Annotated in this window: 25 protein-coding genes; 18 read left to right on the top strand and 7 right to left on the bottom strand. The window is 34.4% G+C overall.

Annotated features, from left to right (window positions below):
• Positions 1-12: 12 nt before the first annotated feature.
• The 3 genes from B5P42_RS18715 (at position 13) to B5P42_RS18725 (ending at position 2,603) form a co-directional block, all read left to right on the top strand.
• Entirely contained in the window at positions 13-690 is a 678-nt protein-coding gene (locus B5P42_RS18715; protein ID WP_070139392.1) for a formylglycine-generating enzyme family protein, read from the top strand.
• A gap of 75 nt (positions 691-765) precedes the next feature.
• Positions 766-1,968, top strand: coding sequence for a macrolide family glycosyltransferase (locus B5P42_RS18720; protein ID WP_113734903.1), 1,203 nt, complete (start codon positions 766-768; stop codon positions 1,966-1,968).
• Between the two features lie 104 nt (positions 1,969-2,072).
• Positions 2,073-2,603 (top strand): phosphatase, encoded by a 531-nt coding sequence (locus B5P42_RS18725; protein ID WP_113734904.1) that lies wholly within the window; start codon positions 2,073-2,075, stop codon positions 2,601-2,603.
• A gap of 148 nt (positions 2,604-2,751) precedes the next feature.
• On the opposite strand, the gene B5P42_RS18730 is transcribed toward B5P42_RS18725, so the two are convergent.
• The 3 genes from B5P42_RS18730 to B5P42_RS18740 form a co-directional block, all read right to left on the bottom strand.
• A complete protein-coding gene (locus B5P42_RS18730) occupies positions 2,752-3,186 on the bottom strand; it encodes a GNAT family N-acetyltransferase (protein ID WP_113734905.1) in 435 nt (144 codons plus the stop codon).
• Positions 3,187-3,291: 105 nt separating this feature from the next.
• A complete protein-coding gene (gene rpiA / locus B5P42_RS18735) occupies positions 3,292-3,954 on the bottom strand; it encodes a ribose 5-phosphate isomerase A (RefSeq protein WP_002136714.1) in 663 nt (220 codons plus the stop codon).
• Positions 3,955-3,958: 4 nt separating this feature from the next.
• Positions 3,959-4,279 (bottom strand): 2Fe-2S iron-sulfur cluster-binding protein, encoded by a 321-nt coding sequence (locus tag B5P42_RS18740; RefSeq protein ID WP_001125405.1) that lies wholly within the window; start codon positions 4,277-4,279, stop codon positions 3,959-3,961.
• A 143-nt stretch (positions 4,280-4,422) separates the two neighbouring features.
• On the opposite strand from B5P42_RS18740, the gene B5P42_RS18745 reads away from it, so the two are divergent.
• The gene (locus B5P42_RS18745) at positions 4,423-5,109 is read left to right on the top strand and encodes an RNA polymerase subunit sigma-70 (RefSeq protein ID WP_113734906.1); all 687 of its coding nucleotides are present in this window, start codon (positions 4,423-4,425) and stop codon (positions 5,107-5,109) included.
• A gap of 20 nt (positions 5,110-5,129) precedes the next feature.
• Positions 5,130-5,711 (top strand): ATP-dependent Clp endopeptidase proteolytic subunit ClpP, encoded by a 582-nt coding sequence (clpP, locus tag B5P42_RS18750; protein WP_113734907.1) that lies wholly within the window; start codon positions 5,130-5,132, stop codon positions 5,709-5,711.
• A 53-nt stretch (positions 5,712-5,764) separates the two neighbouring features.
• Here clpP and B5P42_RS18755 read toward each other — a convergent pair whose 3' ends face one another.
• Entirely contained in the window at positions 5,765-6,622 is an 858-nt protein-coding gene (locus tag B5P42_RS18755) for a glycine betaine ABC transporter substrate-binding protein (RefSeq protein ID WP_002085124.1), read from the bottom strand.
• 173 nt (positions 6,623-6,795) lie between these two features.
• On the opposite strand from B5P42_RS18755, the gene B5P42_RS18760 reads away from it, so the two are divergent.
• Together B5P42_RS18760 and B5P42_RS18765 are read left to right on the top strand one after the other, a co-directional pair.
• Positions 6,796-8,001 (top strand): quaternary amine ABC transporter ATP-binding protein, encoded by a 1,206-nt coding sequence (locus B5P42_RS18760; RefSeq protein WP_113734908.1) that lies wholly within the window; start codon positions 6,796-6,798, stop codon positions 7,999-8,001.
• A complete protein-coding gene (locus tag B5P42_RS18765) occupies positions 7,994-8,830 on the top strand; it encodes an ABC transporter permease (protein ID WP_002127727.1) in 837 nt (278 codons plus the stop codon). Before B5P42_RS18760 ends, B5P42_RS18765 begins: the two co-directional genes overlap by 8 nt.
• A gap of 47 nt (positions 8,831-8,877) precedes the next feature.
• Here B5P42_RS18765 and B5P42_RS18770 read toward each other — a convergent pair whose 3' ends face one another.
• Entirely contained in the window at positions 8,878-9,105 is a 228-nt protein-coding gene (locus B5P42_RS18770; RefSeq protein WP_113734909.1) for a hypothetical protein, read from the bottom strand.
• 228 nt (positions 9,106-9,333) lie between these two features.
• Between B5P42_RS18770 and B5P42_RS18775 the strand changes: the two genes are divergently transcribed.
• The 7 genes from B5P42_RS18775 (at position 9,334) to B5P42_RS18805 (ending at position 12,810) form a co-directional block, all read left to right on the top strand.
• On the top strand, positions 9,334-9,507 hold the full coding sequence (locus B5P42_RS18775) for a glycine zipper domain-containing protein (RefSeq protein WP_088033600.1): 174 nt from the start codon (positions 9,334-9,336) through the stop codon (positions 9,505-9,507).
• Positions 9,508-9,607: 100 nt separating this feature from the next.
• A complete protein-coding gene (locus tag B5P42_RS18780) occupies positions 9,608-10,099 on the top strand; it encodes an HIT family protein (RefSeq protein ID WP_113734910.1) in 492 nt (163 codons plus the stop codon).
• A complete protein-coding gene (locus B5P42_RS18785; RefSeq protein ID WP_113734911.1) occupies positions 10,077-10,907 on the top strand; it encodes a PP2C family serine/threonine-protein phosphatase in 831 nt (276 codons plus the stop codon). Before B5P42_RS18780 ends, B5P42_RS18785 begins: the two co-directional genes overlap by 23 nt.
• 69 nt (positions 10,908-10,976) lie before the next feature.
• Positions 10,977-11,300, top strand: a complete 324-nt coding sequence (locus B5P42_RS18790) for a DUF4181 domain-containing protein (protein ID WP_088033605.1) — start codon at positions 10,977-10,979, stop codon at positions 11,298-11,300.
• 28 nt (positions 11,301-11,328) lie between these two features.
• The gene (locus B5P42_RS18795; protein ID WP_113734912.1) at positions 11,329-11,769 is read left to right on the top strand and encodes an NUDIX domain-containing protein; all 441 of its coding nucleotides are present in this window, start codon (positions 11,329-11,331) and stop codon (positions 11,767-11,769) included.
• A gap of 19 nt (positions 11,770-11,788) precedes the next feature.
• Positions 11,789-12,169, top strand: a complete 381-nt coding sequence (locus B5P42_RS18800) for a DUF4181 domain-containing protein (RefSeq protein WP_088033609.1) — start codon at positions 11,789-11,791, stop codon at positions 12,167-12,169.
• Positions 12,170-12,213: 44 nt separating this feature from the next.
• Positions 12,214-12,810 (top strand): uridine kinase family protein, encoded by a 597-nt coding sequence (locus B5P42_RS18805; protein ID WP_113734913.1) that lies wholly within the window; start codon positions 12,214-12,216, stop codon positions 12,808-12,810.
• Between the two features lie 35 nt (positions 12,811-12,845).
• On the opposite strand, the gene B5P42_RS18810 is transcribed toward B5P42_RS18805, so the two are convergent.
• On the bottom strand, positions 12,846-13,355 hold the full coding sequence (locus B5P42_RS18810) for a GrpB family protein (RefSeq protein ID WP_088033613.1): 510 nt from the start codon (positions 13,353-13,355) through the stop codon (positions 12,846-12,848).
• Positions 13,356-13,396: 41 nt separating this feature from the next.
• Positions 13,397-14,242 carry an oxidoreductase gene (locus B5P42_RS18815; RefSeq protein WP_220089396.1) on the bottom strand — a complete coding sequence of 282 codons (846 nt, stop codon included), beginning with the start codon at positions 14,240-14,242 and terminating at the stop codon, positions 13,397-13,399.
• Between the two features lie 217 nt (positions 14,243-14,459).
• Between B5P42_RS18815 and B5P42_RS18820 the strand changes: the two genes are divergently transcribed.
• From B5P42_RS18820 to B5P42_RS18835, 4 genes are all read left to right on the top strand, one after another.
• A complete protein-coding gene (locus tag B5P42_RS18820) occupies positions 14,460-14,939 on the top strand; it encodes a DinB family protein (RefSeq protein WP_002085139.1) in 480 nt (159 codons plus the stop codon).
• Between the two features lie 169 nt (positions 14,940-15,108).
• Complete coding sequence (gene acoA / locus B5P42_RS18825; protein ID WP_016091510.1) at positions 15,109-16,107, top strand: acetoin:2,6-dichlorophenolindophenol oxidoreductase subunit alpha; 999 nt, start codon at positions 15,109-15,111, stop codon at positions 16,105-16,107.
• Positions 16,108-16,124: 17 nt separating this feature from the next.
• Positions 16,125-17,159, top strand: coding sequence for an acetoin:2,6-dichlorophenolindophenol oxidoreductase subunit beta (gene acoB, locus B5P42_RS18830; RefSeq protein WP_002168235.1), 1,035 nt, complete (start codon positions 16,125-16,127; stop codon positions 17,157-17,159).
• Between the two features lie 27 nt (positions 17,160-17,186).
• Entirely contained in the window at positions 17,187-18,386 is a 1,200-nt protein-coding gene (locus B5P42_RS18835) for a dihydrolipoamide acetyltransferase family protein (RefSeq protein ID WP_113734915.1), read from the top strand.
• Positions 18,387-18,401: the final 15 nt, after the last annotated feature.

The following is an 18,401-nucleotide window of genomic DNA, read 5'->3' on the forward strand; positions in this document are numbered from 1 at the left end:
GGAGGAATAATATTGAATGAAATAATTCGCTTGATTGATTCTTATATGGTAAAAATCCCAGCAGGGGAGATAGTTTTAAGAGACGATCGAATTAAAAGAGAATGGAAGGCCCAAATTAAGCCGTTTCTTCTTGCACAATATACTGTAACGATGGAATTATATTATACTGTTATAAATGAATCATCAAATTCTTTTCTAGGCAATCATAAACCCGTTGTTAATATTTCTTGGAATGATGTGATTATGTTTTGTAATTTACTTTCAAAAAAAGCGGGATTAAAAGAATATTATTCTATTAGTGATGGCGGTCAAAAGGTTAGTTGTAATGTAGAGTCCAACGGCTACCGATTACCTTCTGAGGCAGAGTGGCAATATGCATGTAAAGCAGGGACTACTGGGTATACATATGGAGAACTTGATAAGATAGCTTGGTATAATAAAAACTCGGATGGGAAAATTCATGAGGTCGGTAAAAAAGAACCGAATGCATGGGGAGTATATGATATGTTAGGGAACGTTTGGGAATGGTGTTATGATTTGTATGATGAAAAGGTATATGGATCGTACCGAATTTTCCGAGGCGGTAGCTGGGCTGAAGAAGCGAGAGGGTGCGGTGCTACTTGTCGCCGCCGTAGCCATCCTACATTTCATATAGATGATCTTGGGTTTAGGCTTGCTAGGTCCATTTAGAAGAGATAGGAGTATGGGAAGTGCCTATACTCCTAATGACAACATAGAAATCATTTAACTTAAGGAGTGTTTACATTGGCACGTGTTTTATTCATTAATGCTGGATCGGAAGGTCATATTAATCCAACAATTAAAGTTGTAGAAGAACTTATTTCCCGCGGTGAAGATGTAGTTTATTTTTCAATAGAAGCTTTCAGGGAGCGTATTGAAAAAACTGGAGCTACTGTACGAACAATTGACGACCAAAAGTTTATAAAAGCTTTTCTTTCCGGTGGCCGAAATTATTTACCAGAAAGAATAAATGGTCTTTTACATACAGCAGATGTTATTATACCAAGTGTTCTTGCACAAATTGAAGGAGAACATTTTGATTACATCATTCACGATTCTATGTTTGGCTGTGGACATCTAATTGCTCAAATTCTTAAGCTGCCAGCAATTAATTCATGTACATCTTTTGCGCAGGATGAAAAATCAATTAAACAAATGTTAGACCATCTTTCTAAAAGTATCCCAATGGAAGTAAATAATAGAATACATACTGATTTTCAAAACTTAACAATAGGAATTAAAGAAAAATATGGTGTTGAAATTAAATCACCTTATGAAGTTTTCTGTAATCCTGCACCACTTACAATTGTTTATACAACTAGGGAGTTCCAACCTTTTGGAAAAACTTTTGATGAATCATATAAATTTGTGGGACCATCTATTTCCACACAATTAAGAAAAGAAAACTTCGATTTTACTGCAATCGAAGGAAAAAGTCCGATTTATATTTCACTAGGTACGGTTTTTAACGAGTCCATTACGTTCTATAAACTTTGTTTTAAAACTTTTGAGAATACCGATTATACTATTGTTATGTCTATCGGTGAAAAGACTAAAATAAGTGATTTAGGTGAGATTCCTAAAAACTTCATTGTGAAAAATTATGTTCCACAAATTGAGGTACTTACATATACAAAATTATTTATTACACACGGTGGAATGAATAGTACACATGAAGGACTTTATAATGGGGTTCCACTAATTGTAATTCCGCAAAGTGCGGATCAGCCAGTAATCGCAAAGCAAGTTGAGAATCTAGGAGCAGGGGTTACATTACAAATGCAAGGGCTAACTGAGAGTCGACTACGTGAAAGTGTGGATTTTGTGTTAGGTGAATCATCATTTAAAGAAGCTGCGTTGAATATGAAGGAATCTTTCCGAAAATTCGGTGGGGATAAGCAAGCTGCTGATGAGGTATTCAAGTTTAAAAGTCAGTATGATATGTAATTTTAAATCTAAACGTAAATATGAGGGGGAATGTCTATATTACATGCTATAGGCATTTTTCTATTATATAAACGATTTCATGTTATATGAAGGAAGGGGATTATATGGAAAGAATAAAAAAGATTAAAGTGAATTTTGAGGATATGAGCGCAACACCATTTTTTCAAGTGCAAACAAATTACAGAATTAGGTTTGGTACAGAGTCGATTGAAAATAATCTGAAACTATTACGAGAACTATTGGGTGAAATATTTAAAGAAAATGATAGAATCGATGTTTCATTTATTTCAGGTTATATAGCGTACGATAAGAGTAAGAGAACTTATGAAAAAACAAGGATAGGCAAGTTTGTTGAAATTCAAAACTGGAAAGAAACACAAATAACAGATGATGATCTTGAAAATACAGTAATATTTACTACGATAAAAGGTGTACATAAAGATGAAGTATACAAGTATTGCAAGTATGTCGTTAATGGTGGTCAGCAAGCGTATATTTCTTTTTATAACGATACTTATTTGTTATATATAAATTCAGATGTAATTGATATTATTTCAGCAGATGCAAGTTTAATAGAAAAATTAAAAATCCATTATAGTGAAGAATATGATAAGTTTTATGAAACAAACGAATAGGATACCCTGTTTACCCTGCATTAACGGGCAGTAAGACTCCAACTTCAAAAATCAGCTGTGGAGATCAACTGTCCGTAAAAGCCCGATTGGTGTGGGCTAATAATCAGTGGGGATTAACAAAACCCCCATTGATTAAAGTTTCACTTTATTATGCCAATACTTTCGTCATAAGTATATGTGCAATTCCATCTTCCATAAATACGTCGGAAGAAGTTTGATAGCCTAATTTTTCATAAAACCCTTCAGCTTGTGTTTGACCGTGTAGTTTCACTTTGTTTGCTTCTTTGTTACGAGCAATCTCTTCTAACTTTTGAATGATTACTTTGCCTAATCCGTATTTGCGATAGTCTTTTAAAATACAAATCCTTTCTAGTTTACCCATTCCGTCAACGAATCGTATACGGCCAGTTCCTACAGGAAGTTCATTATAATAAACTAATATATGTTTGCATGCCTCGCCAATTTGGTCATATGTATCGAATTCATCTTCAAGTGGGACACCTTGTTCTTTTACAAAGACTTCTTTTCGAATGTGAAAGGCAGTTTCTAAATCTGTAAGTTCTGTTATGAGTTTGGATTGCAAATTGTTCAGCCCTTTCTAGTGTGATATGAATGTGTTTTCATAGTATATCATACTGTAATGCTATAAAAGAAAAAACTGACTTGCAAAAGTCAGCCTTTAAAATGCTTAATATTCTTTTATACCGTTTTTTGTTCCGATGATCGCTTTGCTCGTCATATTGATAAATAATCCTGTTTCAACTACACCGGTAATCATCTTTAACTCTGTATGTGTATCATTTGGATTCAATATTTTGTTTGGAAAAATACAATCAATAATTAAATTGCCGTTATCAGTTATAAATGGTCCGCCATCTTTCATACGTAAACGCGTTTCGCATCCTAAAGATTGAATTCTCTTTTCAGTTTGCTTCCAAGAGAAGGGGATGATTTCAATAGGAAGTGGAAAGGTACCTAAATGTGAAACGAGTTTGGATTCATCTGCAATAATAATAAGTTCTTTAGAGGAGGTGGCAACAATCTTTTCGCGAAGTAATGCACCACCACCACCTTTTATTAATTGTAAATCATTATTGATTTCATCTGCTCCATCAATTGTGAGATCAAGTATATCAATTTCATTTAAAGAGATTAGCGGAATAGATAATTGTTTTGCTAATACTTCAGTTTCTTTTGATGTCGGTGCAGCTTGAATAGATAACCCTTCTTGTACACGGTGACCTAACTTTTGTATCGTCCAATATACGGTTGAACCCGTACCAAGTCCAATCGTCATACCATCTCTTACAAAGCCAGCAGCATATTCGCCTGCAAGCTGTTTTAAATTCATCATTTTACTCCGCTGGGCGTGGTCCAGCATCTAAACCGGAATTTTCAACTGTAAGTATAGGGCGAACGGTAATATCTTTATGTACACGCATTTGGCACGATAATCGTAAGTGGTCTTCAATTCCTTTTTCCGTAATAGCTTGTTTTTCATCATTTGTCGCCTCACAAAAATCACCTGCAATGACTTCAACTCTACAAGTTGTACATCTTGCTTTGCCACCGCAACGATGAAGAATGTGTACACCGTTATCTTCAAGTGCTAATACTAATTTCGTTCCTTCTTTAATATCGAAAGTTCCGGTACCTTCAACTGTTAATTTTGGCAAATTGATTCCTCCTCATGTAAAATGCTATATAACATATTTATGACCCGTATTCATGAACATAAACATAAAATTAATTATAAGCCCCGTAACTTTTTTATTTGTTCAATCGTTTATTAAGTAAGCGCTGAAAAGGAGTGGTTATTTTGTGCACAAAAGTAACTCAGGTTTTAAAGGATCATATCGATATGAATCATTCAAATATAAATTTTTTAATTACACATTATGCAGAGGTAAAAAGATACTGTACGTTTTTGACGAAAAACAAATGGGATGGGGAAGACCTTGCCCAAGAAGCAATTTGCAAAGTTCTTCAAAAGTATAGTGAGAAGGAAATTTGTATAACGCTTCTGTATAAAATTGCTCGAAATCAATGGTTAGATCAAATGAAATCAAAATCCGTTCAAGAAAAGTTAGAACAGCAAAATACATTTGAAGAACCACATGGGAAAATTGCAGATTTGCATGAAATGGTAGGGAAAGTATTGTCTTCGTTAAATGTGCAACAATCCGTAATTTTATTATTGAAGGATGTTTTTCAGTATAGTATCGCGGATATTGCTAAAGTATGTTCGGTATCAGAAGGCGCAGTGAAAGCATCTTTATTTAGGAGTAGAAATAGGCTGAAAACTGTAAATGAAGAAGGCATTGAAATAGTGGAGTACACGGAAGATGTTGAAATCGTTGTAACTTCTATTCGAGAAGAAAGACCTGAATTGTTGACGAAACTTCTCCCAACAATAGATTTCACTAAGTTACCATCAATACAACCAGTGTTATTCTTCAGTATGAAACAATCTTCTTCTTACAGTTGTATGCTTAATGCGGCATAAAACAGATGGAGGGATTTATAATGAGTGTAATTCCTTACGTAATAGAACAAACGAAATTAGGAGAACGCTCCTATGATATATATTCAAGATTATTAAAAGACCGAATTATTATGATTGGTTCAGAAATTAACGATCAAGTTGCAAGCAGTGTAGTAGCACAATTATTGTTTTTAGAAGCGGAAGATGCAGAAAAAGATATATTCCTGTATATCAATAGTCCGGGTGGTTCAACGACAGCGGGATTTGCAATATTAGATACGATGAACCTTATTAAACCAGATGTGCAAACACTTTGTATGGGCTTTGCGGCATCATTTGGTGCGCTTTTACTATTAGCTGGCGCAAAAGGAAAAAGATTTGCGCTCCCTAACAGTGAAATCATGATTCATCAACCGCTCGGCGGTGTAAAAGGGCAAGCAACGGAGATTGAAATTACAGCAAAAAGAATATTAAAGTTAAAACATGATATTAACAAAATTATATCTGATCGAACAGGGCAACCAGTAGAAAAGGTAGCTCATGATACAGAAAGAGATTATTTTATGACGGCAGTAGAAGCGAAGGAATATGGAATTGTTGATGCAGTTGTTGAGAAAAAATAACGTAAAACAGGCTAGAGAATATACTAAATTCTCTAGCCTGTTTTTGTCATTCTTTATTCTTTTATCCATTCATCAACTAAAGCTTGATTCTTTTTTATCCATTTTCGAGCAGCTTCTTCTGGATCTTTCGTTTTATTTAACATGACCATTAACGTACCAAGTTGTTCATCGTTCATTTTCCATTGATCAAAGTATTTCACAATATCCGGATGATCTTTTTCGAAACCTTTACGAACTGAGTAATAAATGTCATCTTTTTCACCATATACTTTCTTAGGGTCTTTTAAATATTTTAAGTCAAATTCTGAAAAGCCCCAATGAGGATTCCAAAGCGTAACAGCAATTGGTTTCTTTTTCGTATATGCCTTCTTTAGTTCGCTCATCATCGCAGCTTCTGAAGATTGGACAAGTTTTAGTTTTATATCATATTCCTTCATTGCTTTATTCGTTAAATTCATTAGGCTACTACCAGGTTCAATCCCAACAATTTTATTATCTAGCTCATCTTTATGTGCATTTAAATCTTCAATACTGTTAACGTTTTTCACATAAGAAGGGACGACTAAACCAAGCCCAGTACCTTCATACCATTTTGATTTTAAGACGAAGTCATCTTTGTAACGGGCATTTAATGGTTTATCCGTAACAGGAAGCCATACTTCTAGATTCGCATCAACATCACCACGTGCGACGCCAGTCCATATCGCAGCTTTTTCTAAATACATGAGTTCAACTTTATAGCCTTTTTCTTCTAATAAAACTTTCCACATATTTGCGGTTGCAATATTTTCTTTCCAACTTGTTACACCAAGTTTAATTTTTCCTTTCGAATTTGCATTTGTTGCATTACAAGAAGTGAAAATCATACTAATAAATAGTAACAGACTTATAATCCATATTTTTTTTCGCATTCAAAACCTCCTGTGAAGCTTTTGCTTTTTATAAATTAATCTATAAGTGAACCTTCTTATTATGAACGGAAACAAGAATTTTTAAAGAAATCTTATATATGTCATTTTTATGTAATATTTCTCTGTAAAATCGCAACACTATGTAAATAGATGGGTAGAAAAGGAGTAGTGACATGGATAATACAAAGGTACGTGTTGAAAATGTAACAAAAGTCTTTGGGAAACATCCGCAACGAGCGCTTACCTTATTAAAAGAAGGAAAAAGCAAATCGGAAATTTTAAAGGAGACAGGAATGAACGTTGGTGTGAAAAAGGCAACGTTTGAAGTATACACTGGAGAAATTTTCGTTATTATGGGTTTGTCTGGTAGTGGGAAATCAACGCTAGTTCGAATGCTAAATCAATTAATCAAACCGACAGCCGGGCATATATACATAGATGGTGAAGACATCGCAACGATGGGAAAAGAAGAATTGCGAAGAGTAAGAAGGACGAAAATGAGTATGGTTTTTCAGAAGTTTGCTTTATTTCCACATCGTACGGTAATACAAAACGTTGCGTACGGGTTAGAAATTCAAGGAGTTCCAGTAGAGGAACGAGAAAATAAGGCGTTAGAATCGCTACAGTTAGTAGGACTCGATCATCATAAAGATAATTACCCTAGTCAACTTAGTGGTGGTATGCAGCAGCGTGTTGGAATTGCAAGGGCACTAACGAATAATCCAGATGTATTACTAATGGACGAGTCATTTAGTGCATTAGATCCACTAATTCGAAAAGAAATGCAAGATGAATTGTTAGAGTTACAAGATAAAATGGAAAAAACAATTATTTTTATTACACATGATTTAGATGAAGCTCTTCGAATTGGTGATCGTATCGCATTAATGAAAGATGGAGAAATTGTCCAAATTGGAACACCGGAAGAAATTATGATGAGCCCTGCAAATGAATTTGTAGAGAAATTCGTGGCGGATGTGAATTTAGGAAAAGTAATTACGGCAGAATCTATTTTAAAAAGACCAGAAACGTTATTAATCGATCGTGGGCCGCGTGTAGCTCTGCAAATTATGAGAAATGCAGGTGTTTCTACGGTATATGTTGTGAACAAAAAGTATGAGTTTTTAGGTATTTTAACAGCGGATGATGCAAGTAAAGCAATGAAAAAACAATGGCCAATTGCTGATTTATTACTTAATGATATTCCACACGTTTATCTAGATACATTACTGGAAGAAACGTATGCAAAAATGGCGGAGATGAAATATCCATTACCCGTAATTGATGAAAAGAAAAGGTTGAGAGGAATTATTAAACGTGAAAGTGTCATTCAAGCTCTTGCAGGTAACATTGAGGAAGAGGGGAAAGACGATGAATAATATTCCGCGCATTCCATTAGGCGAATGGGTCGATTCATTTGTTGCAAGTTTATACGAGCACTTTGAAGGCTTGTTCCGAGGATTCTCCTATATTATCGGTGGATTTGTTGATTTACTCACTAATTTTTTAACAATAATACCAGCCATAGTGATGATTATCATCTTATGTTTCCTCATTTGGTACACAACGAGGAAATTATCTTTAGTCATTTTTACGCTCATCGGATTATTATTTATTTTAAATATTAACTACTGGGCACAAACGATGCAAACATTAGCGCTCGTACTTACGTCAGTTATTATTTCAATTATTATCGGAATTCCCATTGGCATTTTAGCATCTCAAAATGAACGTTTCTCAAAATTTTTAAAACCGACATTAGATTTTATGCAAACAATGCCGGCATTCGTCTATCTCATTCCCGCGATAACATTTTTTGGAGTAGGCGTCGTACCAGGCATTATTGCTTCCGTTATTTTTGCTATGCCACCGACAATCAGATTTACAGACTTAGGAATTAGACAAGTTCCAGAAGATTTAATTGAAGCTGCGAATGCGTTTGGCTCTACCGCATCACAAAAATTATTTAAAGTACAATTACCGCTCGCAACCGGAACGATCATGGCTGGCGTGAATCAAAGTATTATGCTTTCGTTATCAATGGTTGTAACAGCTTCACTTGTAGGAGCGCCAGGACTTGGCGTCGATGTATATCGCTCTGTAACACAAGTAAATATCGGAATGGGATTTGAAGCTGGACTAGCTATCGTCGTGATTGCGATTATATTAGATCGAATTACGCAAGGGTTTTATACAAAAAGAAAATAATTCAAAAAACACACTTTATACTAAAAAGTGTGTTTTTTGAATTCGAATTACATCAGAACAATAACAGGACCTCCAGCTGGTGCACAAACTTGGGTTTGCTGTTGTTCCATTGATGTTATTAAATGATTGTTTTCTTCGATTAAAAAGATCAATTTAGTTAATTGGCTTGCAATGCGCTGCATCATGTATTGCGACTCATAATGCAGTGTATTCCTTGCAGTATGGGGCGAGTAAACATATTGATGATTTAAATTTGGATTCCAATGAGAATACATATGAATTGTTCCTCCTTAGATGAATTACTGGTCTTTCTTATAGTAAATGCCTATGTATATTTAATGGTTTCTTGAAAAATTTTTCATAATAAGAGGAGTATGTACGGAGAATGGAAAAGTAATATATTTAAAGTTTAAAGTACATTTTTGGGAAATATTCAAGAGGAATAGCGAGTACATAATAATATTTCCACGTTTATGTAAATAGATATTATATAGGGAGAAATGATGGGAGGAGATGCAATTTTGTCTATAAATAAAAAAAGAAATGATGCTATGACAATTGGTGTCGCTATAGGTGTTGTAATCGGCGTAGTTCCTGGTGTATTTACTGATAATATAGCAATCGGAATAGCGATTGGGATTGCAGTTGGAATGGGGATTACGCTTTTGAAGAAATAATGAGTTGTAGATTATTTTAATGTGATCTCATTTTAAGAGATTGAATTTTCGGAATATAAAACCTATTTTTCCTTTTTTTATGATATTATATATGAAAAGGATGGTGATGGATATGTCAATAAACAATCAAGTAGAAAAAAACTGCTTCATTTGCGAAAAACATAAAGGAAACATTATAGTTCAAGGCGGTGCTATTTATGAAGATGATCTCATATACGTTGGACATGTCCATTGGGATACAGAAGAAACATATCTTGGTTACGTAATGATTGATATAAAGAGACATGTACCTGGTCTCGCTGAATTAACTGAAGATGAGGCAAAGGCATTCGGACTGATAACAAGTAGAGTAAGTAAAGCGCTTAAAGAAAGCAAAGGTGCAGAACATATTTACAGTTTCGTTTCAGGTAATGGTGTACCACATTTGCATATGCACATTATTCCGCGTTATCCAAATACACCAAAAGAGTTTCGGTCACCGACTGAAGTAGCAAATTGGACTGGTGCACCACATGGAGATTCAGAGGAAATAAAAAAACTATGTGAAAGAATACGAAAGTATATGGTAAATGAGTATGCATACAACAAATAATACACAATATTCATGGGTTGGAAATACGGAAATGTGTTTAGGAGAAATCTCAGTTAAGCAATATGGTGACATTGTACTTGGTAAATACGGCGGGAATATAAGTGCCGGAGCAAAAAAGAATGAAGACGGTGTGTTAGTTTGGTCAAATGGTGATTGGGAATTCGCTGTTATATTAGATGGACATAATAGTGCAGAAAGTGTTGAATTGGTAGTACATACAATCGAAAAAGAATATGAAAATATAAAAGCGATTATGAAAGAATCAATTGAAACCGTATTTCAATCTGTTGAAAATTATATACTTACAATATTTCAATCCCCCTCATTTAAAGAAAAGTGCGAAAGGGTAAAAGGTGAAACTGCTTGCTTACTATGTGTAAGAAAAGAAAACTATATATGGTGGCTTTCCATAGGGGATTGCTTAATTTATGTATTTCATGAAGAGTTACATAAATTAGGACAATATGCATTAAATCAACGTCATTTTTACGAATGGATTGGTAATGTAAATACATTTGATTTGCCAGTTCCTTGCTATTCATCAGGAATTCGTGAATTACGTACTGGTAACAATCGAATTGTAATGGTGACAGATGGGGTATTAGAATGTGGGGAACGCCGTTATGAAACACCATTAAATCTATATAACGATATGAATGAAAAAAATATAGAGCTTAAAGAAAATGTTCACAATGTTTTAGAACACGTTCATCATCAATTTGGGCGAGATAGTGCGACAATAATTAGTTGGGATGTTGAAAACAAAGAGGATTCTACGTATCCTAGTGATCAGCCGGATAAAAGGTAAAAGGAGGAGACATCACTGCTTTTAGTTAAAGGAATTTTATTAATAGTATGGATTATATTTTTAGTTGTTTTGGAAAAAGTAGTGAGAAAAAAATTAAATATACCGAAACAAACTGATTGGAATAGTAAATATGTAAACACCTCTCATAAATGGGGCACTAGGGTTCTTATCATTTGTTATATAATTGTTACGATGATATGTGCCACTTTAAATCCTATTTATATTAGTAATTTACCCATTTTATTTTTAATAACTTTATACTGCTTTCAATCATATATGGAATGGAAATTTGATAAAGAATCAAGGGAATATGTCATTTCTTTAGGAACGGTTCCATTATTAATAATAACAGGAATTATGCTTAATCTTTTCTTTTATAGCTATTGGATTTAATCATATGTGGAATGAATGGAGAGACAAAATGAAAATGCCTAAATTACGCGTTGAAGCAATGATTTTAAATGAAGATCATTCTAAAGTACTTGTTCAATGTGATGAGAACCAATCATTTTATCGTTTTCCAGGTGGCTCTATTGAATTTGGTGAAACAGCAAAAGAAGCAATAATTCGAGAGTTACTAGAAGAATACGATTTGAAAGTTGATGTTCAAGAGTTAGCAATTGTAAGTGAGCATATTTTTGAGTGGAAGAACGAAAAAGGACATCACTGTACATTGCTACATTGGGGAACTGTTGAAGAGATAATTACAAATGAAATAAGACATAAAGAACATGCGGATATTATATTAATATGGAAAAGTATAGAAGAATTAAAATCGAAGCCAACATACCCTGAAGGGATTGTAAGTTATTTAGAAGAGAATAACCGTAAAATAGTCCACTTTATTTCTAAAAATAAATAAAGTAATAGGAGGGATAACAATGGATACCTCTACAATTTTGATTATTATTATTGGACTGGGTATAGGTGGTTACTTTTTAGAACAGTTTTTAAGAAGAAAATTGAATATGGAGAAAAGAGGCTTATTTGGATATAAGCATGTGAATAGTTTACATGTAAAATTAGAAATAGGGCTTATTATTATTTATGTAATAGGTAGTTGTTATTATATGTTTAAATTTGAAAACTCTAAAATGGCTTATGTCATGTTCACTTATTTAGGAATATCATGGACTTTAAGAGCAGGGATGGAATGGAAGTATGATAGAGAATCAAAAGAATATATTCTTTCGATAACGGGATTGGTTGCATTTATATTGATGCTCTCAATACTATTTTATTTCGTTCCACCTGCAACATAAAACTTTAATAGTAGAATTTAAGAGATATAAGGGGATCAATTAGGTTGAATTTAAACGTAATTTTAAAATGGGCTCATGAAAAATGTAAAGAGCAATCACTTATAATAATAGGTATTGATGGTTGTGGCGGTGCAGGAAAAAGTACGTTAGCTAGTAAAATAAAAAGTAAATTTTCCACTGTAACGATTGTTCATATGGATGATTTTTATTTACCATGTGCACAAATTGTAAATGAACATCCTACGAATAAATCAATTGGTGCAGATTTTGATTGGAAACGCCTTTTACAAGAAGTTTTAGATTCGATTAGTAATGGCGTTGAAGGCTGTTTTAAACGTTATGATTGGGAAACGGATTCTTTAGCGGAAGCTCATATTGTCCCTGCAAACGGAATTGTTATTATAGAAGGTGTATATGCAACACGTCAGGAGCTGGCTGAAGTGTATGATTTGAAAATATGGGTGAATTGCCCTCGTGAAACACGGATAAAAAGAGGGATTGCTAGAGACGGGGAAACAGCGCGTGATATGTGGGAAAACAATTGGATGGTTGCTGAAGATATGTATGTAGAAAGTCATAAGCCACATGAATTGGCAGATTTTATTATTGAAGGCACAAATAATGAGATAACTAATAAATAAGAAACCATTTACTGCTAAATGGTTTCTTATTTAATTTATGCATTTATTTTTGCTACAATGGATGTAATGAAATTTGTTTTATCCTCTGCATATTGATGTTTATCATTAGGATTAGCTCGTGAAAGTTGAATCTTTAACTGTTCATACTGTATACGAGAAGTTTTGTTGTCTATTAAGTAATCTCTGAATTGTAATTGTTCTATTAAATATTTGTTCCTTTGTTCATACATATGAATTTGATGAGTTCGTGGTTCGCCTTTATTAAAATAGTATCTTTCAGGCAGTACATCCTTTCTGTATTTATAGTTTAGTAGTTCTAACTTTTTAATACATTTTAAACCGTTCTTATAATCTTCTAGTTCAATTGCTATATCAATAATTGGCTTTGCACTTAAATATGGAATTGAAGTACTTCCAATATGGTGTATTGCTAAAATATGTTCACCAATTTGTTCCTCAATGAATTGTTTCTCTTTTATAAACTCAATTTCCCATTCTTCAGTCCAGGGAACTAAAAATACTTTTCCATACGGTAAACCTAACATTTAATTAGCACCTCTTTCAAAATGGTTATCAATAAAGGTAATTACATTTTCTTAAAGCTTTTCAAAACAAGGTACTCCCACAATCTCCAAGGAAGAATCTTCTTCACAAAAATCATAAATTTTACACCTTTTCCAATTGGATATCGTAAATTAGTACGCTTTGCTTCAGCAATTTCAACAATTTTATTGGCAACATCTATCGGATTACCAAGTGTATCGCTACCACTATTAATATGTTTTTGTATTTTATCCATATATTCTTTGTATGGAGAGATAGTATCAGATTGGTTTTCAGCTAGTTGTTTACCAACTTCCCATATGTTTGTGTTATAAGAACCTGGTTCAAGTAAAGCAACATCTATTCCGAAAGGTTTTACTTCTAAGCGAAGTGATTCACTCCAGCCTTCTAATGCATATTTGGAAGAAACATACGGGGATAAGCCAGGGAATCCAACTTGGCCACTAATACTGCTTATATTAATGATTTTTCCACTTTTTTGCTCTCTCATATATGGTAAAACCAGCTGAGTGATTGATATAGCTCCGAAAAGGTTCGTTTCAAATTGTTTACGATATTCCTCTACTGGAATTTCTTCTACAAAGCCTCCATTTGCATATCCTGCATTGTTTATGAGTAGGTCAACTCTATTAATTTCTTTTAAAAACAATTGGAAATTATGTGTAGAATTTTGATCTGTTATATCTAATTGTTGAACTTTTATGTTTTGTTGTAATTTGAGTTTAGTAGCTTGAGCTAGTAAGTCTACTTGTTTCTCAAGATTGCGCATTGTAGCGATAACTAAATAATCTTTTTTTGCGAGTTCAAGTGTCGTTAATAGCCCGAATCCACTTGATGCTCCTGTAATAATCGCGATTTTTTTATTCATTGGTCGCTCGCTTTCTTTTTCTTTTATCATAACGAGTTATAGGAATAAAATCTATTAATCATGCATGTTGTTTTAATAAGATTATATGATAAAGTGCTTTTGTTTTTTCATTTATATATGTATTGGAATGATTTTAAAAAGGGAATTGTGTAGACTCAGCGTATATAGAGAAGTAAGTATTGTCTTAAAATAAATCTTTTTAACGGGGGGAAGCAAAGTGTTCCATGTGAAAGATGTTTTAGCAGATCAGTTATTAGCAAATGCGAATGATCCCAGTTGGTATATTCCATTTTCAGATGCAGTTAAGGATTTATCTGAGAGAGAAGCTTTCTGGAAACCGAATGAAGAGTGTAATAGTATAGCTGAAATTGTACAACATTTACTGTATTGGAATACGACGTGGCAAACTAGGTACAAAGAATCAAATGTTAATGCTGTGCCCGCTATTGGTGATAATAACAAAAGTTTTATGCTTTCAGATAATCAAACATTTGAAGAGTTAAGAGAAAAACTATTAGAGAAACTGTTACAATGGCAAAGTCTCATAAATGAAGACAAGGTTGAAAGTGATGTAATTGGATTTCCTGTATCTGCGAAGTGGTGGGAAGTATTAGCTAATGTAACGACTCATAACGCGTATCACATTGGTCAAATTATTTACATTCGGAAATTACAGAAGAGTTTTGATAATGAATAAGATAATAATTCTCAAATTAGGTGAACAAAAGTGGACAAAACGAGACAGATGTCTCATTTTGTCCACTTTTTTATTATGAAAGAAAAGAGAAAACCTATTAAATCAGGGATTAGAATTTGGCACAGTACTTGCAATATAAAAGATGAACAAGAAAATAGGAGGGCTGGACATGTTAAAAACAACTGAAAGTAAAGGGAATGAAATTACGAAAGAACAAGCTCGTTGGATGTATGAAAAAATGTTAGAGATTCGTAAGTTTGAAGACAAGGTGCATGAATTGTTCGCGCAAGGCGTTCTGCCAGGTTTCGTTCATCTATACGCTGGTGAAGAAGCGGTAGCAGTTGGTGTATGTGCCCACTTAACAGATAGTGACAGTATTACAAGTACGCATAGAGGTCACGGCCATTGTATCGCAAAAGGTTGTGATTTAAATGGCATGATGGCCGAACTTTTTGGGAAAGCGACAGGCTTATGTAAAGGTAAAGGTGGTTCAATGCATATTGCCGATTTAGATAAAGGAATGCTTGGTGCAAATGGGATTGTAGGCGGAGGTTTTCCACTTGCTTGCGGTTCAGCATTAACAGCTAAATATAAAGGAACGAAAGATGTAAGTGTTTGCTTCTTCGGTGACGGAGCAAATAATGAAGGAACATTCCATGAAGGGGTTAATTTAGCAGCGATTTGGAAGTTACCAGTTATTTTTATCGCAGAAAATAACGGTTACGGTGAAGCAACAACATTTGAATATGCGTCAAGTTGTGATTCCATTGCAGATCGAGCGAAAGCTTACAATATTCCAGGTGTTCAAGTAGATGGAAAAGATTTACTTGCAGTGTATAAAGCGGCGGAAGAAGCAGTAGAACGTGCGCGTAATGGCGGTGGTCCAACAATAATTGAATGTATGACATATCGTAATTACGGTCATTTCGAAGGTGAAGCGCAAACATATAAAACTTCAGAAGAAAAAGAAGAACATTTAAATGAAAAAGATGCGATTGTGAATTTCCGTAAGCATTTAATTCATGAAGCTTTATTAACAGAATCTGAACTTGTGGATATGGAAAAGGCAGTAGATGAAGCAGTGCAACAATCAATTGAATTTAGTGAAAATAGTCCATATCCGGAAGATGAAGAATTATTAAAAGATGTATACGTTTCTTACAAATAAGAGGAGGGTGAAAAATAATGACTAGAACAGTAAGTATGTCAACTGCAATTAATGAAGCGATGAAAATATCAATGCGTCGTGATGAAAATGTAATTTTAATCGGAGAAGATGTTGCAGGCGGTGCACAAGTGGATCACTTGCAAGATGATGAAGCATGGGGCGGTGTACTCGGTGTTACGAAAGGACTTGTACAAGAATTTGGTCGAAATCGTATTTTAGATACTCCAATTTCAGAAGCGGGTTATATGGGAGCGGCGATGGCAGCTGCTGCAACAGGTTTACGTCCGATAGCTGAATTAATGTTTAATGATTTTATCGGTAGTTGTCTTGATCAAGTATTAAACCAAGGTGCAAAGTTCCGCTATATGTTCGGTGGAAAAGCGAAAGTGCCAGTTACAGTACGTACGATGCACGGTGCTGGATTTAGCGCAGCGGCACAGCATTCACAAAGTTTATATGCGTTATTTACGAGCATTCCAGGTATAAAAGTTGTCGTTCCTTCCACTCCTTATGACGCAAAAGGCTTATTATTAGCGGCAATTGAAGATGACGATCCAGTAATCTTCTTTGAAGATAAAACACTTTACAATATGAAAGGCGAAGTACCAGAAGGGTACTATACAATTCCTTTAGGAAAAGCAGATATTAAACGTGAAGGTTCTGATGTAACAATCGTTGCAATTGGAAAACAAGTTCATACAGCACTTGCAGCTGCAAAGCAATTATCGGAAAAAGGACTCGAAGTAGAAGTAATCGATCCACGTTCTTTATCACCGCTGGATGAAGATACGATTTTAGCATCTGTTGAAAAAACGAATCGCCTGATTGTTATTGACGAAGCAAATCCAAGATGTAGTATCGCAACAGATATTGCGGCAATTGTAGCGGATAAAGGATTCGATTTGTTAGATGCACCTATTAAACGAATTACAGCACCACATACACCAGTTCCGTTTTCGCCACCACTTGAAAAGTTATATTTACCAACGCCGGAGAAAGTAATTGAAACTGTATCAGAAATGATCGGAGACCAATCTTTATTACATGTGTAATGAAACGATGAGAAGGGAGAGAGAAACATGGCTGTAGAAGTTGTAATGCCGAAGTTAGGTATGGCGATGAAAGAAGGTATTATTACGAGCTGGAATATTAAAGCAGGTGATAATGTAGAAAAAGGTGAACTAATTGCTAGTATTAACTCGGAAAAAATCGAAACTGAAATAGAAGCACCAGCTGATGGAACTGTTCTTGATATAGCTGTAAGTGAAGATGAGGGAGTGCCGCCGGGTACTGTAATTTGCTACATCGGTAAACCGGACGAAAAAGTAGAAGTTCATGAAAACATACATGTTGTAGAAGAAAAAGCATCTAATCCAGAACCTAAAAAGGTACAACATCCAGAACCATATGCGATAGATGTGACGAAGCAAAGAGTTAAAATATCTCCAGTAGCAAAGAAAATTGCAAAAACTGAAAATCTCGATATTAGATCATTAATTGGTACAGGAGCTGGCGGAAGAATTACAAAGGTAGATGTATTAAAGGCGCTTGAAGAAAGAGTAGCAATTCCAGAAGTACTTGAACAAGAAGAAAGTAAAGTCATTCCTATTACTGGTATGCGAAAAGCAATTGCGAACCGTATGCATGCAAGCTTACAAAATAGTGCGCAATTAACATTAACGATGAAAGTAGATGTTACAGATTTAGTTGCTTTACATAAAGAAATAGCGGAAGTTGTACAAAAACGATACGATAACAAACTAACTATTACTGATTTCGTTTCTCGTGCTGTTGTATTAGCGCTTAGAGAGCATAAAGAAATGAACAGCGCGTATATAAATGATGCCATTCATCAATTTGAACATGTTCATTTAGGTATGGCGGTCGCGTTAGAAAAAGGATTAGTCGTTCCAGCTATTCGCTTTGCTAATAATCTATCTTTAGTAGAGTTATCTAAAGAGATTAAAAATGTGGCACAAAAGGCACGAGCAGGCAGTTTAAGTAGTGATGATATGCAAGGGACAACATTTACAATTAGTAATTTAGGTAGCTTCGGTATTGAATATTTTACGCCAGTATTAAATACACCTGAAACTGGTATTTTAGGTGTAGGTGCAATTGAACATGTTCCTGTATATAAAGGGAAAAAATTAAGAAAAGGAAGTATGTTACCTTTAAGTTTAACATTCGATCATCGTGTACTAGACGGTGCACCAGCAGCTGCATTTTTACGCACAATTAAAGAGTATTTAGAAGAGCCTGTAACAATTCTTTTATAAAGAGAAGGTGAGAAA

This window comes from Bacillus sp. SRB_331 (assembly GCF_003264175.1).
GTDB classification, from domain to species: Bacteria; Bacillota; Bacilli; order Bacillales; family Bacillaceae_G; genus Bacillus_A; species Bacillus_A mycoides.

What these genes read in the sequence shown, in the direction of transcription:
- B5P42_RS18725 (WP_113734904.1), top strand. Translation starts at nt 2,073, where the DNA reads ATGGAAAGAATAAAAAAGATTAAAGTGAATTTTGAGGATATGAGCGCA.
- rpiA (WP_002136714.1), bottom strand. Translation starts at nt 3,954, where the DNA reads ATGAATTTAAAACAGCTTGCAGGCGAATATGCTGCTGGCTTTGTAAGA.
- clpP (WP_113734907.1), top strand. Translation starts at nt 5,130, where the DNA reads ATGAGTGTAATTCCTTACGTAATAGAACAAACGAAATTAGGAGAACGC.
- B5P42_RS18755 (WP_002085124.1), bottom strand. Translation starts at nt 6,622, where the DNA reads ATGCGAAAAAAAATATGGATTATAAGTCTGTTACTATTTATTAGTATG.
- B5P42_RS18760 (WP_113734908.1), top strand. Translation starts at nt 6,796, where the DNA reads ATGGATAATACAAAGGTACGTGTTGAAAATGTAACAAAAGTCTTTGGG.
- B5P42_RS18765 (WP_002127727.1), top strand. Translation starts at nt 7,994, where the DNA reads ATGAATAATATTCCGCGCATTCCATTAGGCGAATGGGTCGATTCATTT.
- B5P42_RS18770 (WP_113734909.1), bottom strand. Translation starts at nt 9,105, where the DNA reads ATGTATTCTCATTGGAATCCAAATTTAAATCATCAATATGTTTACTCG.
- B5P42_RS18775 (WP_088033600.1), top strand. Translation starts at nt 9,334, where the DNA reads ATGGGAGGAGATGCAATTTTGTCTATAAATAAAAAAAGAAATGATGCT.
- B5P42_RS18780 (WP_113734910.1), top strand. Translation starts at nt 9,608, where the DNA reads ATGGTGATGGATATGTCAATAAACAATCAAGTAGAAAAAAACTGCTTC.
- B5P42_RS18785 (WP_113734911.1), top strand. Translation starts at nt 10,077, where the DNA reads ATGAGTATGCATACAACAAATAATACACAATATTCATGGGTTGGAAAT.
- B5P42_RS18795 (WP_113734912.1), top strand. Translation starts at nt 11,329, where the DNA reads ATGAAAATGCCTAAATTACGCGTTGAAGCAATGATTTTAAATGAAGAT.
- B5P42_RS18800 (WP_088033609.1), top strand. Translation starts at nt 11,789, where the DNA reads ATGGATACCTCTACAATTTTGATTATTATTATTGGACTGGGTATAGGT.
- B5P42_RS18810 (WP_088033613.1), bottom strand. Translation starts at nt 13,355, where the DNA reads ATGTTAGGTTTACCGTATGGAAAAGTATTTTTAGTTCCCTGGACTGAA.
- B5P42_RS18815 (WP_220089396.1), bottom strand. Translation starts at nt 14,242, where the DNA reads ATGAATAAAAAAATCGCGATTATTACAGGAGCATCAAGTGGATTCGGG.
- acoA (WP_016091510.1), top strand. Translation starts at nt 15,109, where the DNA reads ATGTTAAAAACAACTGAAAGTAAAGGGAATGAAATTACGAAAGAACAA.
- acoB (WP_002168235.1), top strand. Translation starts at nt 16,125, where the DNA reads ATGACTAGAACAGTAAGTATGTCAACTGCAATTAATGAAGCGATGAAA.
- B5P42_RS18835 (WP_113734915.1), top strand. Translation starts at nt 17,187, where the DNA reads ATGGCTGTAGAAGTTGTAATGCCGAAGTTAGGTATGGCGATGAAAGAA.